General features: G+C 53.1%; 15 protein-coding genes. 4 read left to right on the forward strand and 11 right to left on the reverse strand.

The features are described 5' to 3' along the window. Nucleotides 1-78: 78 nt before the first annotated feature. The 3 genes from ACO0LH_RS01265 to ACO0LH_RS01275 form a co-directional block, all read right to left on the reverse strand. Nucleotides 79-537, reverse strand: coding sequence for a GNAT family N-acetyltransferase (locus ACO0LH_RS01265; protein ID WP_422939226.1), 459 nt, complete (start codon nucleotides 535-537; stop codon nucleotides 79-81). Nucleotides 538-680: 143 nt separating this feature from the next. After that, nucleotides 681-1,763: a calcium:proton antiporter gene (locus ACO0LH_RS01270; protein ID WP_422939227.1), complete on the reverse strand. Its 1,083-nt coding sequence runs from the start codon at nucleotides 1,761-1,763 to the stop codon at nucleotides 681-683. A 142-nt stretch (nucleotides 1,764-1,905) separates the two neighbouring features. Continuing rightward, nucleotides 1,906-2,889 carry a zinc-binding dehydrogenase gene (locus tag ACO0LH_RS01275; protein ID WP_422939228.1) on the reverse strand — a complete coding sequence of 328 codons (984 nt, stop codon included), beginning with the start codon at nucleotides 2,887-2,889 and terminating at the stop codon, nucleotides 1,906-1,908. 95 nt (nucleotides 2,890-2,984) lie between these two features. On the opposite strand from ACO0LH_RS01275, the gene ACO0LH_RS01280 reads away from it, so the two are divergent. The 4 genes from ACO0LH_RS01280 (at nucleotide 2,985) to ACO0LH_RS01295 (ending at nucleotide 5,976) form a co-directional block, all read left to right on the forward strand. Next, nucleotides 2,985-3,884 carry a LysR family transcriptional regulator gene (locus ACO0LH_RS01280; protein WP_422939229.1) on the forward strand — a complete coding sequence of 300 codons (900 nt, stop codon included), beginning with the start codon at nucleotides 2,985-2,987 and terminating at the stop codon, nucleotides 3,882-3,884. 155 nt (nucleotides 3,885-4,039) lie between these two features. After that, a complete protein-coding gene (locus tag ACO0LH_RS01285; protein WP_422939230.1) occupies nucleotides 4,040-5,068 on the forward strand; it encodes a zinc-dependent alcohol dehydrogenase family protein in 1,029 nt (342 codons plus the stop codon). Nucleotides 5,069-5,185: 117 nt separating this feature from the next. Beyond that, entirely contained in the window at nucleotides 5,186-5,758 is a 573-nt protein-coding gene (locus ACO0LH_RS01290; protein ID WP_422939231.1) for a beta-lactamase hydrolase domain-containing protein, read from the forward strand. After that, entirely contained in the window at nucleotides 5,755-5,976 is a 222-nt protein-coding gene (locus ACO0LH_RS01295; RefSeq protein WP_422939232.1) for a hypothetical protein, read from the forward strand. Before ACO0LH_RS01290 ends, ACO0LH_RS01295 begins: the two co-directional genes overlap by 4 nt. 35 nt (nucleotides 5,977-6,011) lie before the next feature. Here ACO0LH_RS01295 and ACO0LH_RS01300 read toward each other — a convergent pair whose 3' ends face one another. The 8 genes from ACO0LH_RS01300 to ACO0LH_RS01335 all read right to left on the reverse strand — a co-directional run bounded on the left by ACO0LH_RS01300 (nucleotide 6,012) and on the right by ACO0LH_RS01335 (nucleotide 14,678). Then, a complete protein-coding gene (locus ACO0LH_RS01300; protein WP_422939233.1) occupies nucleotides 6,012-6,482 on the reverse strand; it encodes a hypothetical protein in 471 nt (156 codons plus the stop codon). An 84-nt stretch (nucleotides 6,483-6,566) separates the two neighbouring features. Further along, nucleotides 6,567-7,784, reverse strand: coding sequence for a hypothetical protein (locus tag ACO0LH_RS01305; protein ID WP_422939234.1), 1,218 nt, complete (start codon nucleotides 7,782-7,784; stop codon nucleotides 6,567-6,569). Nucleotides 7,785-7,983: 199 nt separating this feature from the next. Continuing rightward, nucleotides 7,984-10,713: a diguanylate cyclase domain-containing protein gene (locus ACO0LH_RS01310; protein ID WP_422939235.1), complete on the reverse strand. Its 2,730-nt coding sequence runs from the start codon at nucleotides 10,711-10,713 to the stop codon at nucleotides 7,984-7,986. 182 nt (nucleotides 10,714-10,895) lie between these two features. Continuing rightward, nucleotides 10,896-11,036, reverse strand: a complete 141-nt coding sequence (locus ACO0LH_RS01315; RefSeq protein WP_422939236.1) for a hypothetical protein — start codon at nucleotides 11,034-11,036, stop codon at nucleotides 10,896-10,898. Nucleotides 11,037-11,187: 151 nt separating this feature from the next. After that, a complete protein-coding gene (locus tag ACO0LH_RS01320; RefSeq protein WP_422939237.1) occupies nucleotides 11,188-11,982 on the reverse strand; it encodes a peptidoglycan-binding domain-containing protein in 795 nt (264 codons plus the stop codon). A 483-nt stretch (nucleotides 11,983-12,465) separates the two neighbouring features. Next, nucleotides 12,466-13,674, reverse strand: coding sequence for a DUF2278 family protein (locus ACO0LH_RS01325; RefSeq protein WP_422939238.1), 1,209 nt, complete (start codon nucleotides 13,672-13,674; stop codon nucleotides 12,466-12,468). 257 nt (nucleotides 13,675-13,931) lie between these two features. Continuing rightward, nucleotides 13,932-14,309, reverse strand: a complete 378-nt coding sequence (locus tag ACO0LH_RS01330; RefSeq protein ID WP_422939239.1) for a cupin domain-containing protein — start codon at nucleotides 14,307-14,309, stop codon at nucleotides 13,932-13,934. A 138-nt stretch (nucleotides 14,310-14,447) separates the two neighbouring features. After that, a complete protein-coding gene (locus ACO0LH_RS01335) occupies nucleotides 14,448-14,678 on the reverse strand; it encodes a hypothetical protein (RefSeq protein ID WP_422939240.1) in 231 nt (76 codons plus the stop codon). Nucleotides 14,679-14,685: the final 7 nt, after the last annotated feature.

A 14,685-nucleotide genomic window follows, 5' to 3' on the forward strand; every position in this document is an offset into this window, starting at 1 on the left:
GCAGATGCAATAGGCTAGCTCAACAAGCAGGACAGTATCACTGTCAAATAAGCTTGCAGGCTGGCACAGTGCCAGGCTTCAGCTTTCCGCAATCACCCATTCCATATAACTGCTGTCTTCCACAAAGCCCGCTGCGGCATATAGAGGACGTCCCTGATCAGATGCATGCAGCCACACTTTGCCGTAGCCGTGCTGCTGCGCGTAGTGCATGGCCTGTTGCAGGACAGCTTTGCCATGCCCTTTGCCACGGTATTCGGGCAGCGTAAACATATTCAGCAGATAGGCGTCCTTGCCTGATACATTGCCAGGATAAGGCGGGCGGCTAAAAATCGCCAGCGTACCCGCCGCCACGATTTGCCCGTCGGCCTCTGCCAACCAGGTCTTGCAATCATCGCCGGTGAAACTACGTTCAAAATACGCGCTGGTCGCCGCCTGCAATTCGGCATCCACACCTTTACCGTGATTGAAATCGACCAGATCACCAAACAGCCTCAGTCGCAATGCGATGATTTGTTGCAGGTCGTCGGGGTTTGCCATTCTGACTGTCATTTGGTTTAACTGTGCCTTATCGTTGGTTTAAAAACCTGCTTAGGGAATAGCAGCATCTGGTATTGACATCAGACCAGGCTCAAAAAGTGCTGGTTTCGCAAGACATAAAAAAATAAATCTGCAAAAGCCACTCAAGGCACGATCGTCGTAAACAAATACACGGCAAAGATCACGCAATGTATCGTGCCCTGCATGATGGTGGTGCGGCCGGTGCCCAGCGATATTGAAGTAATGATCAGGGACAACAATAGCAGGATGGTGGATTTGGCATCCAGGCCCAGGGTCAGTGACCAGCCCGTGGTCAGGGAGATGACGGCCACCACGGGTATCGTCAAGCCTATGCTGGCCAGCGCTGAACCCAGCGCGAGGTTGATGCTGGTTTGCAGGCGGTTGGCGCGGGCGGCACGAAAAGCAGCCATGCCTTCAGGCAGCAAGACTACCATGGCGATGATGATACCCACCAGCGCCTTTGGCGCACCGGCAGCAGCGACCGCATGTTCGAGCGTGGGTGCCAGGGCCTTGGCCAGCAAGACCACGGCCCCCAGGCAGAGCATGAGCAATGCTGCGCTGGTCCAGGCCATTTTGTTCGATGGCAGCGGCGCATGCGCTTCTTCATCAGCAGTAACCACATCAGGCAGGAAGTAATCACGGTGACGCACCGTTTGCACCAGCACAAAAGTGCCATACAGGACCAGTGAAATCACGGCGATAAAAGCCAGCTGGCTGGGGCTGTAAAAGGGGCCCTTTACGGTAGAAGTAAAATTGGGCAACACCAGGGTCAACACCGCCAGCGCTGCCAATGTCGCCAATGATGTACTAGCACCTTGCAGGCTGAAGCTTTGCTCTTTGTGCAGGCTGGCACCGGCCAGCAGGCACAGGCCGATGATGCCGTTCAGGATGATCATGATGGCGGCAAACACGGTGTCACGTGCCAGGCCAGACGTGGCTTCGCCACCAGCCAGCATCAGCGAAACAATCAACGCCACCTCGATGAGGGTTACCGCCAGCGCCAGCAGCAGCGTGCCAAATGGCTCACCGATACGGTGGGCCACCACTTCAGCATGATAGACCGCTGTCAGCACGCCACCGAACAAGGCGGCTGTCAGCAAGACCGCATACAGTGGCGCAGAAACCAGCAGCGAGCCGCCCAGGACAAGCCATGCAGCAATGGGAATAACGATGGACCAGCGCGGCAGGCGTTGAGGAATTTTCATGTGTGATCCAGTATGCAGTAAATACGATACGGCATATGGTATTACAGATAGCTGGCTTATGGCGGCTGGCTTATGGCGGCTGGCTTATGTGCAAGCGAAACTGAGCTGCCCATGCTGGCGCTTGCATGGGCGCTCCTATCTTTTAAACCCGCACAACCAGCTTGCCGTGTGCTGCATTGGTTTCCATTAACTGATGGGCGAGCGCAATGTCAGCCAATGCAAAGCTGCGGGCGGGTTTCAGTTTTAAGGCACCAGTTTCCACCGCGCTGACAATCTGCTGCATGGGCACATCATTCAAGGGGAAATCGTCATTGCCAAAATTGAAGCTGCCAAAAAAACTCAGGTGTACGCCGCTGGGCATCTGCGCCAGCGGGTTAAACGCAGCCAGCGGTGCCAGGCCGCCCAAAAACCCCGCGAGGCAGACATGGCCACCACACCGGGTTTGCTGCATGGAATCGAGAATACTGCTATTACCCAGCAAATCGAGCACTGCATCGACCTTGCCGCCGACAGACTCGATATGGATACCCGAGTTTGCATCAGCAACCAGAATATGCCGCACACCCAGATCGCGCAGCCAGTCTGCATGTGCAGTCTGGCGTGTGGTGGCAATGACTTCTGCGCCCATATGCACGGCAAGTGCAATGGCTGCCTGTCCGAGGCTGGAAGTACCGCCACGCACGAGCAGGCGTTGCCCGGCTTTCAGCTCCAGGTTGCGGTGCAGGCAAGTCCAGGCGGTGGCATAAGATTCAGGCAATGCCGCCAGCACTTCCCAGGGCAATTCGCTGTCAATCGCAATCACATTGGCGGCTGGCACTGCCGTAAACCCGGCATAACTACCATTGATGCTGCGCCCCATGCCGCCCATGAATGCCATCACCTTTTGCCCCGGCTGCATGCAGCCTGTGGTATCGGTCACGACCTGCCCCACGCATTCTATGCCGCTGATGGCAGCCACATCTCCCCATTCACCACGGCGCATATACAGTTCGGCACGGTTCAGGCCAAATGCCCTGACTTCTATCAGGATGCTGCCTGCCTGCACGACGGGCATGGGTACTTCACTCAGTTGCAATACTTCCGGCCCGCCAAACTGCTGACGTGTGATTGCTTGCATGGTCTTCATTGTGTTCTCCAGTTCAGGTTGAAGACGCATGGTAAGATGGGACAATATAAGAATAAATTACTTTGTTTTTACAAAGACTGAAGGTTTTATCTACAATGAATGAACCCACCTTATTGCAACTGCAATGTTTTACGGCGCTGGTGGCGCATGGCAGTTTTTCGGCTGCGGCCCAGCACCTGAACCGTACACACCCGACCGTGCATGCGGCATTGAAAAGTCTGGAAGAACAGCTGGGGATTGTTTTGCTGAACCGTGACGCCTATCGCGTGGCGCTGACTGCGGAAGGCGCAGCCTTTCATGCACGTACCTTGCTGTTCTTGCGCCGTTATGAGGAACTGAAACGCGAAGCTGCCCAGCTGGCCGCTGGCGAAGAGCCTGAATTACGCATCGTGGTGGGTGACCTGTGCCCGCTGCCAGAAACCCTGGGCATGCTCAGACGCTTCTTTGATGGCAGCACAGGGACACGACTGAACCTGCTGGTAGAAGCCATCAGCGGCCCGTGGGAACGCCTGCAGGACGGTGATTGCGACCTCATCTTCCACCACCTCGACAAGCCCGACCCGCAAATTGAGGCAATTGCCCTGTTCGATGTCAAACTCATCCCCGTGGTTGCACCTGGCTTTTTTGCTGGCGAGATCAGCAAGGCGCTGACACCAGACGACTTGCGCCCCTACTTGCAATGCGTGATCAAGGATAGCTGCCACCGGCCATCACAAGCCAGTTATTACCTCATTGATGGTGCCCGCACCTGTAGCGTGGCTGACCAGTTGATGAAGCGTGAACTGATCGTGCAGGGCCTGGCCTGGGGCCACCTGCCGCAACACCTGATTGCCAGTGACCTCAAAGAAAAACGCCTGCTGTCACTGGAAGGCCATCATTTTCGTGGAGCCACCCTGCCACATTATGCGGCGCGCCGGCGTGATGTCGCGCATGGCCCGGTGGCAGAAAAACTGTGGGCCCAATTGCGTGACGGGCAGGCAAACCCGGTGCGCTGAACTGCCTGTTCAGACTTGTCTTTGCGCCAGCGGCAAAAGCCCTTTGCCATGATAGCGGATTGTGCCCGCGAGGCTTCATGCCGATACTGTCTTCCTGTCACCCCATCACGGCCTCACAGCCTCATGGCCTCACAACTTCATCGACAGGAAATCACATGACACACACCAGTTTTCGTACCGATGGCCAGGGCGGCCTAGTTCGCCAGATGCAACACGACAGCCCTCTGAAACCGACACAGGTGCGCATCAGCGTCCTGGCGGTTGGCCTGAATTTTCGCGACAATTATTTCGTCAAGGGCAACCGCTTTCGCCCAGCAGTCGAGGGGCGCATCCCCTGCACTGACAGCGTTGGTATCGTCACCGCCATTGGCAGTGGCGTGACCAGGTTCAAACCGGGTGACCGCGTCAACACCACGGTCTTGCCCAACTGGATAGACGGCCCGCTGAGCCAGGCTAGCTTGCATGGCTCCATCGGCAGCCGCGAGCGTGACGGCGTGCTGGCAACGCAGCTACAGATGGATGAACAGGAACTGGTATTGGCTCCGGTATTTTTGTCTGACCTGGAAGCGGCCACCCTTTCGGTTGCCGCCCTCACCGCCTGGCATGCCGTGGCTGAACTGCAAGCCCTGCAAGCTGGTGATACGGTGGTCATACAAACCACGGGCGGCGTCGCCGTATTTGCCATCCAGTTCGCGCATGCAATGGGCGCGAAAGTCATTGTCGTCTCACGCTCGGATGAAAAATTGCGGGCGGCACGGCAACTCGGGGCAGACAACATCATCCATACCGGCCAGACACCGGCATGGGAACAGCAAGTGCTGGCGATGACTGACGGCAAAGGTGCGCAACTGGTGCTGGACATGGGCCTGAGCGATTCTTTGCGCCAGTCATGCACAGCCGCCGCCTTTGAAGGCACGGTAGCGATCATCGGCGTGGTGCAGGAAGAAAGTAATCCCCTCGATATCTACACCGTGATGAATAAGAACCTGCGGGTGCGTGGCGTGGAAACCGGCTCACGTGCGATGTTTGAACGCATGAACCAGTTCCTGGCAGCTCAGCGCATTCGGCCTGTCATTGACAGCGTCTTCGCAATTGCAGACATCAATAAGGCTCTCGACCGCTTGGCCGCCAGCCCGTTTGGCAAGGTGGTCGTTAACATGGAAGGGCTGGAAAACACGGCATGAGAACTGCCCTGCATTTGCCCTGCATTTGCCCTGCATTTGCCCTTCATTTGCCCCACCATCAAAGCATGTTATTCTTTTCAGCCTATTCCATCTTGATAAGCAGAGGACAGAAGCAACATGAAAATGCCAGGCAATAAAACTCTCTTTGGCCTTTCAGTGCTGGCAGGCATAGGCTTTGTTTTGCTGTCGGCCGCTTATAGCCGCTTCAGCCTGAGCCGCCTCCCTGAAGTCACGACCCATCAACTGACGCACAGCATCTTCGTGACAGAACAGGTCAGCGTGAATGCCGTCACCAGCTTGAAGCATGACGGCATCACCACCATCATCGACATGCGCCCCGATGGCGAAGCAGCAGGCCAGCCCACGGCGGCGGCAATGGCAGCAGCTGCAAAGGCAGAAGGTCTTGATTTTGCGTATATCCCCGTGCCGCATGGCCCTATACCAGATACCGCAGTCACCGCCTTGCAGCAGCAACTGGCGAAAAACTCTGGCGCGGTACTTTTGTATTGCCGCAGTGGCAGCCGTGCTGCCCGTACCTGGAGCCTGGTCGAGGCATCACGCAATGGCGGGCTGGATGCACCTGACATTCTGGCAGCGGTCAAAGCCAGCAAGCTCAATGCCGATGATCTTGAACCAGCGATCAGGCAGCGCATCGCCCTGCGTACTGCCGATAGCAAAGGAACGCCATGAACCCGACCATGCCAGAAGCCACCAGCCATGCTGCCACACCAGCGACATCAGCAACATCAGCAGAAGCAAGCACAGCGCCAGCAGCTGCGTCAACTGGCTGGCAACTATTTTTCAAAGTCTTGCTGAAACTGATACTCATCGCAGCAGGTATCGCTGCCGGGACGGTTGCGGGCTTCATTATAGGAGTATGCATGGGGCTGATCGATTTTCACTGCTGAGACAGCAGTGTGAACAACACCGAAGTGCGATCGATCTAAGAAAAATGCCGCAAGAAATCCGTCGCCCGGTCGACACCGGCATCTGCGGCCAGATGGATCATCGCCAGTCCGGCAATGGCGTTTTCTGTGATGCCATTGCTGCCGTAAAACATATTGATGCCATGATCGAGCCAGGCTTCCGGGTGGCCAGCATTGGCAGCCTGCCTGAATAACTGTGCCGCCTTTAACAGGTCGCGCTGGTAATAATCACCGACTTCATGATACACACCCATCAGGTACAGTGCCGGTGCATAACCACCGTCTGCGGCAATTTGTAACTGCTGCTTGTGACGCTGTTCAAACTGCTGGGTGCTTTCATCTTCACAGGCACTGAAATGGGCAGCCATGTAGAGTGCTTCTGGCTGTTGCGCGCCGACCAGTGTGGACAACAACTTGCGGGCACGCTGGAATTTACCGTTTTCTATCAACACGCGTGCCAGCCCCAGCACCTGTTCTGCTTCTGTCATTTGATTCAAAATCAATCTTCTCTTTATTTTCTTTATTCTCTTTATTTTCCAGGGCCAAATGGCGAATAGGCACTGGCCACCAGCCTAAAGCGGTGTTTCTGCCGCAGCCTGCAATTGCCCTGCCTCTGGAAATTCTCTGACCAGATACCGCACAGGGTAGCCTTCCACTTCCTGCATCAGCGGGGCCGCCATGCTGACGGCATCTGCCCAGCTGAGTATCTTGCTTTCATATTTATCGTCAGTCGCACCGGGCGTGACCATGGCAACCAGGTCGGTTTTGGGCAGCAGCGAGATCACGCCCCTGGTCCAGGTGCATAGCGAAGTCAGTTTGTCGGTATCATTGTTCTTGAAGACGGTGAAGCTGGCAACGAAGGTATCGTCGCCATTTTTGTCATGCAGAGCATCAAGCAATTCTTTTTGAGAGCCATAATCTTCTGCGAAAAAAGACGTGCGCAGGTTATTGAGCTGTTCACGCACGCTGGCATCTTCTGGCGTATAGACAACTAGCTGGTCACCCTTGATTTTATACATGCAGGCGGACACGGTGCGGCCATCCGTTTCACTGCTGAGGCGCGCCACTTCTATCATTTTCAGTTGCCCGGCGATGGCATTCGATGCGGTCAGCAAAAACCGGCCACGGCTAGGTATCATCATGACCGGGTCGCTGCCGCAATTGGCACGGTAGGCCAGGTCATGCAGCAGAATGCGCGAAGAATCATAGGCATCGTCCCATACACCCGCCACGAGGCCGTGGCCAAGATCAACAAAATGATCGGCAGTGCGGTCGCGCAGATTGTCGAGCGCCGCCGCCAGCGCCTGTTCCATCGTCACGCCCCAGCTCTCATAATTGGATTTGTTGACGAGTGCCATTGAATGTTCGGTGTCATAGGCCAGCATCAGTACGGCATCATCACTGAAAGGCAGGGCCGCGGCATCATAGGACATTTCCTTGTCCTGTATCTTGCTGGTCAGACGCAGGTATTCCCCCTGCCCGCGCGGCTTGAGGCTGGGCATCAGATGGGCTTTGGCACTGGCAAAATCGTCGGGTATGCCTTCTATTTTCAGACCGGCCGTGTATTTGAGAAGGACAGTATCGCGCTGGTGTTTGGGCACGGCGCAGTAATCGCGATAGGCATTATGCAGGTTCAGTACATGGCTGGCATTATCACCAACGACCAGGCGAAATTCTGCTTCATCGAAATTGATGGGTTGCTGAAAACCATTTGCCCGCGCATAGTTGATCACGATCTGGCCAAATTTTTTGGTCGATGGTTTGGAACTGAAGAAATCAAAAAATCCCATGTTTATCCTGTTCTTCCCTGAATTTTTGCCGTGCAACACCGGGGCATTGGCGCAATTTTAATTCATCTGCGCGCAGACAGCCGTAATGTAGCATATTGGCTATGTCCGGCCAGGGTTTGCAGGGAAGATGATCAAGCGGAAGAAGGACTACATGCGGAGTGCAAGGCAGGGCATTTCTGCCCCGCCACGTGACAAGAATTTAATCCATTTGCAGAACCTTGAAATTATTACGGCCTGCTTTCTTGACCAGGTAAAGCGCTTCGTCGGCTTTTTTCAGCATTTGTTCGCCGCTGTGTTTTTTCTCGCCGCAAATGGCGATGCCTATGCTGGCGGTAATCATATGGGGCTGGCCTTCAGCAATCACCGGGACGGTCATTGCCTGTATGATTTTACCGGCAACCAGTTCGGCTTCTGCATGGGCATTGAGGCCTTCAAGTATGATGACGAATTCATCGCCACCCAGTCGTCCAACCAGATCCGTCTGGCGTATGCAACTCTTGAGGCGGCTGGCAAATTCTTTCAATACCTCATCACCGGCGTGGTGGCCGAGGTTATCGTTGATGTCCTTGAAGTGATCAATATCAAGGAACATGATCGCCATCAGGCGGCCTGTGCGTTGAGAACGGGCGCTGGCCTGTTCCATTCTTTCGTCGAGCTGGTTACGATTGGGCAAGGCGGTCAGACTGTCAAACCTTGCCAGTGCCAGCAACTGCTTTTCCACAGCCTTGGCGTCACTGACGTCATTGATCAGTGAATTCACGCCGATGACTTTGCCGACATCGTTAAACTGCGGTACATAGGTGGCATGGTAATGCCCCAGCACACCGGCGATTTCAATTTCAATTTCAAATTCTGTTCTCTCGCCCGACAGCGCATACATGAAATGGGTCTGGTGCAGTTCCAGCAGATCACCGCTTAGCAATGAACTGAGGGCACGGCCACGTATGGCCACCAGTGGCAAGTTGAACCAGGTTTCATAGGGCCGGTTCACGAACTGGAAGTGATTGTCGGTATCAATAAAACTGACGAAGGCAGGTATATTGTCGGCAATGGTACGTAACAGGCCTTCGCTGGCCTGCAGTTTCAGTTCAGCTTCTTTGCGGTCAGAGACATCGATGATCATGGCATAAAATCCCAGGGTTTCGCCTTCCGTGTTGACGTCGGGCACATATTCATATTGCAGGTGCTTGTATAAACCGCGCTCTGTGGCAAAGCGTTCAAACGATACAGCTTCGCCATTGAGGGCACGGTGTATTTTTTCTTTCAATTCCAGATAAGGCTCATCGCCAAATACCTCCTTCACCGTTTTTCCAACGATCTCTGCCTGATCCACACCAGACATCATACGTGAATAGCGGTTGCAGAACTGATAGCGCTCATGCGCATCCACATAGGCTATCATGGCCGGGATATTGTCGGTGATGGTCAGTATGCGCTTTTCACTGAGCATCAGGTCGGTCTGAATGCGCTTGAAGTCGGTGATGTCTTCGACCAGCACAAAAAAACCCAGCACTTCGCCATCACGGCTGACATCGGGTACATAGGTCACCCTGTCCCATTCCAGCACGCCTTTTCTCTCTGCGCGCCGTTCAAAACGTGTCCACAAGCCCGTCATCACCCTGGCAATATAGGGTTGGGTTTGCAGGTAAAACGGGGTGCCTGCAATGTCCTGTACCGCACGGCCTATGACCTGATGCGCAGGTATGCCAAACAGGTGCTCTATCTTTTTATTGGCAAAAGTATATCTCTCATGCTTGTCTATATAACCAATGAAGGCTGACATATTGTCTGCAATCAGACGCAGATTGTTTTCACTATTGCTTAAGGCAAGTTCTGCCGCACGGCGCTTGCGCATCGCATCATCAAAAGCCTTGGCCAGGTCGCCGATTTCATCCTTGTGGTAGCTGGTATCGGCCTCTGCAAGATCAGGTTCAGCTTCGGCATTATTGACCTTGTCGCGCAGTTTCTGCAAGGGTGACAACTGCCAGTACATGAACCACCAGGTCAGCAATAACAGGCCCAGCAACAGGGCAATGCTGGCAACGATGGCGTGATTTCTGACGTCGGCGATGGTGCTGAAAGCCTCGCGTTTCGGGTACACCGCTGCGACGATCCAGTCTACCGACTTCAAATGCCTGTAAGACAGTATGGCTTCGTCATTACCGCCCTTGCCCGACGTGGTCGTGCCTTCGGCCTGTTGTAAAACCTGCGCGGGTATGCCGCCTTGTGCTGGCAGTTCACTGAGATTTTTCAATATCCAGCTTTGGTCTGGATGACTGACAAAACTGCCTTTGGCTGTCAGCACATAGAAATAACCGGTCTCGCCAATTTTGGCATTCGATAATTCAGACAAAAAGCTGTCATGGGTCAGCTCTATCGTCCCCAGCAAGACAAACAGCAGGCTGCCGCGGGTATTAAAGATAGGCGCGCTCATCAATACCAGCGGGCGACCGGTCAGCCCGCTTTTGAGCGGTGCTGAAATCACTGCCTGGTATTGCTTGACTGCTGCCTTGAAATAATCACGGTTAGCCACATTGATTTTGCCGCGTGTTTCAGGGCTGTCCATATTGGCTAGCTGGTCACCATTCAGATCTACGATGGAAAAATTGTCAAATAAACCATCAAGACTATGAAATTGCCCGAGATAATCCTGTAACTGGTCTTTGTCGAGTTCGGCAGCGCCGATATCATGGGCCAGCCGTGTCAGGGCAGTTCTTCGGAGGTTGATCTTTTGATCCACCTCATCTGCCATATTGGCAATCAGCGTGGATTGCCGCGCCTCGATGACTTTTTCCAGGGTTTTTTCAAATACCGATATCGCCAGTGCCGACAGCAAACCCAGCGCCAGCACAAACAGCAGCGCGACTGCCAGACTCAGGCGCGTCTTCAGGCTGATATTGCGAAAGTGAAAAAACTGCTTTGGCGACATATCTGTAAGCGAACAGTGTTAACTCAAGATACATACTAGCATTCACTTTCGGCAGAACAACAAAAAAATCCCATATCAAGTGTTAATGAAAGTCAACATTTGGGGAAATAAATACATCTCACTCAATTTGAAATACGTATCTTTACCAAGTTAGCATTTCCAGTCTATTGCACTAGCTTGCACTAACGCCCCTTAAACATTAATATTTTCTCAATTTCACCCGCACTTCTCCCAGTTTCACTTTCCAGTATTTTCAAGGTTTCAGCAACATCAGCTTTCAAGGTAATACTCCCTCCAGCAACAAGGCAGGGCGTGGCCGCCATGATCAGGGCAATCAAAACGAATATAAGAAAAAATGCCCAGTCTCAAATCCTTCAAAATTCCTCGTTGTGCGCTGGTCATGATGATTACTTTCAATTTTCGATTTGTTGAAATTCCCTGGCATGGCTACGGCTAGGCGCCATCAAATTGAGCTTACAGCCCTGCGTAATCAATAAACCCTTTGTTGATATCCGCTATCTTGCGGCTAAGCTTATAGACGCCCCCGCCTTCACGGGTTTTGCTGGCGTCGGTGTTGCCTTCTATGGTGAAGATGATGCCACCTGCCACGCTTTCTATCAGGCCGGAATGACCCAGCCCGCCGCCATGATCCATCACGAAAATCATACCGGCTCGCACCAAGCTGGGGTCAGCCGCTGCCTGGGCACTGGTGATGCGACTTGCCCCCTTCTCTTTGACGCAACGGCTCCAGTGATCCAGCACGCCAGCGGTTTGGACCATGGGGTTGCTGCGTCCCAATTCGACAGCAGCGGTATCAAAGCAGTAGTAAATGAAGGCCACACACCAGGCCAGGCCTGACCGCATGCCCGCAGTTTTCAAGTACAGATCCACTTCTGGTCCGCTATTGGAATTTATTGGCACCTCCCTGACTTTATCGTCGGCAGCTTTGCCGGCGATTGCCAGTACGCGGCTCAAATAGTCGCTGGTGGTATCGCTTCTGACAACGCTCTTGTCACCAAACAGCGCTTCCCAGGTCAGCGAGCCAACTTGTCCGTCGATTTTCAAGGGTAAGCCTGTGTTATCCACCTTTTGAGACTGGAACAACATCACAGCCTGCTTGGTCGCTGCATCAAATTCAGTCACGCTGGTATCAAGCTTAAGCGCAGGCTGGCGTGAAATTGCCAGCATTTTGTTCAATTGCTTCTTCAATGCGATCACCAGCGCTACATCGCTTTCGCCGGTTTTGATAATGTGTCCTGGATATTTCATATGGTTTCCTGCTTGGTTAGATTCGGGAGTTGAGCAATGGGCTTGCTGTCAAGGGCACACAAAGAGGTGACCAAGGTTTTCGCTATCATGTATCGCGACAGGTTTTAGCTTGAAGGCGGTGGCCGGTGCGGTGAGAACAGGCAGCCATACGCCATGCCAGATACGCCTTCATGCCAATAAACTCCCAGCGAATGGGCCATTTCAAAAAAATGATACCAAACCGGTTAGCAATCAAAGCGAATTAAATATAATTAAGATTACTAAATTTAACAAATCATTTGATTGTAGTTCACCCACATTGCTGAGATAACGTGCACAAATTGCCCCGATGCAAGCCAGCTTGGCTTGCTGGTTATAGAGAAACGTTTCGATTCTTCCAAAAAGGAAATGGCGATTTCAGATAAGCTGAAATCGCCATTTATCTACGCAGGTGCCTTTCGTTATCCTGCACTTTTCGACCTTACCGCAAAAAATGATTATCGATCAAAACGCGGCAGGCCCTACCGTATAGGTCGTGCTGAGGTTGAAAGTCACAGCCGTATTGCCGTTGTTATGTACGGCAATATACATAGACTGGTTGCTGGTGTTGAACAGCCTTTCCCAGAAATTCAGGCGGTTGGTCCAGACATGGGCGTTGGCGTAGGCATTGCTGGGTACGCGCCCATAATTAACATACAGGTCAAGGTTCTTGTTGATGCCGATGTTGGGGATAAGATTGGCCGTCGACATGGTTGATGCGGCTGTTGCGGCTGACACAGGTGATGCAGCAAAGGGGGTGGTTGTTGACAGGATGATTTCTGCTTCTTCTGCCGTGTAGGGGCCAAAATATTTCCATGAACCGGCGCCTACGACCTGGCCATTCTGGATATCGGTCACTGGCGGGTTATAGGCATGGCCGTAGGCAGGTACGTTCCAGGTGTAATCCTGGGTGTAGTCAAGCTGGTCAGCAAAGCGTGCCATCAGCAGGATGCAGTTGGGCTTGCAGACATTGCCGCTACAGGTTTGCGAATTCATTTCCAGGATGACGGCACCGTCTTGCCAGATGCCGTTTTGCCCCGCAAAATTGGCGCTGGTATCGCCCTGGTTCTGGTGCACCTGATGCACACCCAGACCATTGGTGTAAGGCTCACCAAACACGTATACGCGCTTTACCCCTTGTGCGAACAGGGCGTCGTAGGCAGGGACATCATATTTGTGAGTGGCGGTCGGGTTGACGGCTGGCTGTATCAGGTTATTGGTGTCGTCGAGATTGCTCCAGGGGTGCTGGTCCAGTGCTTGCAGAATACCGGGGTGGCGGATGTAATCCAATGCCCCGCCCGTTGCCGCCTGAGCAGAGGCATTGGTCGGCAACACATATTTGCCGTCGGCCTTGTTGAAGACGGTATCGAATGCCGTTATGCCATAGGGCAATAGCAATTCGCGGTGACGGCTTTGCTGCGTCTGGCTGCTGGTGGACAAGTCGATGGCAGAATCCCAGGTCTGGCCGTTGACGTTAAAGGTGATGTGATAATGCGGCCACTGGCCGTTTTGCCCTGGCACGCCACTCCAGTCCTGCAATTTGGCGGTCAGGGGTTTGCCTATGGCGACGATATAACCATAAGGCAACTGTGCCATGGCTGGTGCGGCCAGCAAGCCTGTGATGGCAAACATGGCCACGACAGAGGCAAGCAGCGATGTAAAGCGTTTGTTCATGATAATTTCCTTGTTCAATATTTGGCTGATGCAAATACCCCGGCACCGCATGGTGTGGTGATGCAGCGATGCAATGTCGGGGGAGACAGAAATGCTTTGAAGAAATTGCCTGCAGGATGGTAAGACATGCCAGCATGTCGCCAGCCTGTTTGTAATTTACCGATGCCTGCGGGCAGCCATGTGACAACAGTCAGCACGGCAGAACATTATGCGCACAAGGAAATTACGAATCGATTACAAATGTGTTATTACCACTATCAGACAGGGCGTAATTGATCCGCGATGGAACGGGTTTTTTCTGTTTGTATGTTGCCTGTATGCAGCGTGGATTTTTTTTCTATGAGCATGATCAGACATTCTTCATCGGCAACCGGGTTGTGCCTGACGCCTTTTGGTACGACATACATATCGCCTTGCGCCAGATCAACATTGCCCTGTTCCATCTCTATACACAGATGGCCTTTGAGGATGTAGAACAGCTCATCTTCATTGTCATGACTATGCCAAGCCAGTGTGCCTTTGACCTTGGCTACTTTAACGAAGGAATCATCAAATTCTGCCACCACACGAGGTGACCAGAATTCATTCAACGAGGCGGCGATTTGCGTGGGTGTGCTACTTTGCTGGCTAGTCATTTCTTGCTCATCCTGTGAAGTGGTTGAAACCCACAGTCTAGGCAATTAATGCTGTCCTGTCTTGAACGTTTGTGCGCTGGCTGTTTTGCCACAGCCAGCGATTAAATGTCAGTATTAGCGTCAGCGCCAGCGTCCAAATCAGTGTTCACGCGAATATTCGCGATGTTTTGCTGACATGGATTTCCGGATGGCATCCAAGCTCCGCATTTCCCTCAGCCACTTTCTGCGCTCGGCTTCTTCCTGATGAAAATCAGGGTCATCCGTATCGGCATCTACATCCGGCAAATGCATTTCTTTTTGATCTTCCCTTGGCGTTTTTCTTGGGATTTCTCTTTGTGCTTCATCATTGTGACTGTTACTCTTTAACATGCTCAGC

The organism is Undibacterium sp. TJN19 (genome assembly GCF_049339485.1).
In the GTDB taxonomy this organism is placed as follows: Bacteria; Pseudomonadota; Gammaproteobacteria; order Burkholderiales; family Burkholderiaceae_D; genus Undibacterium.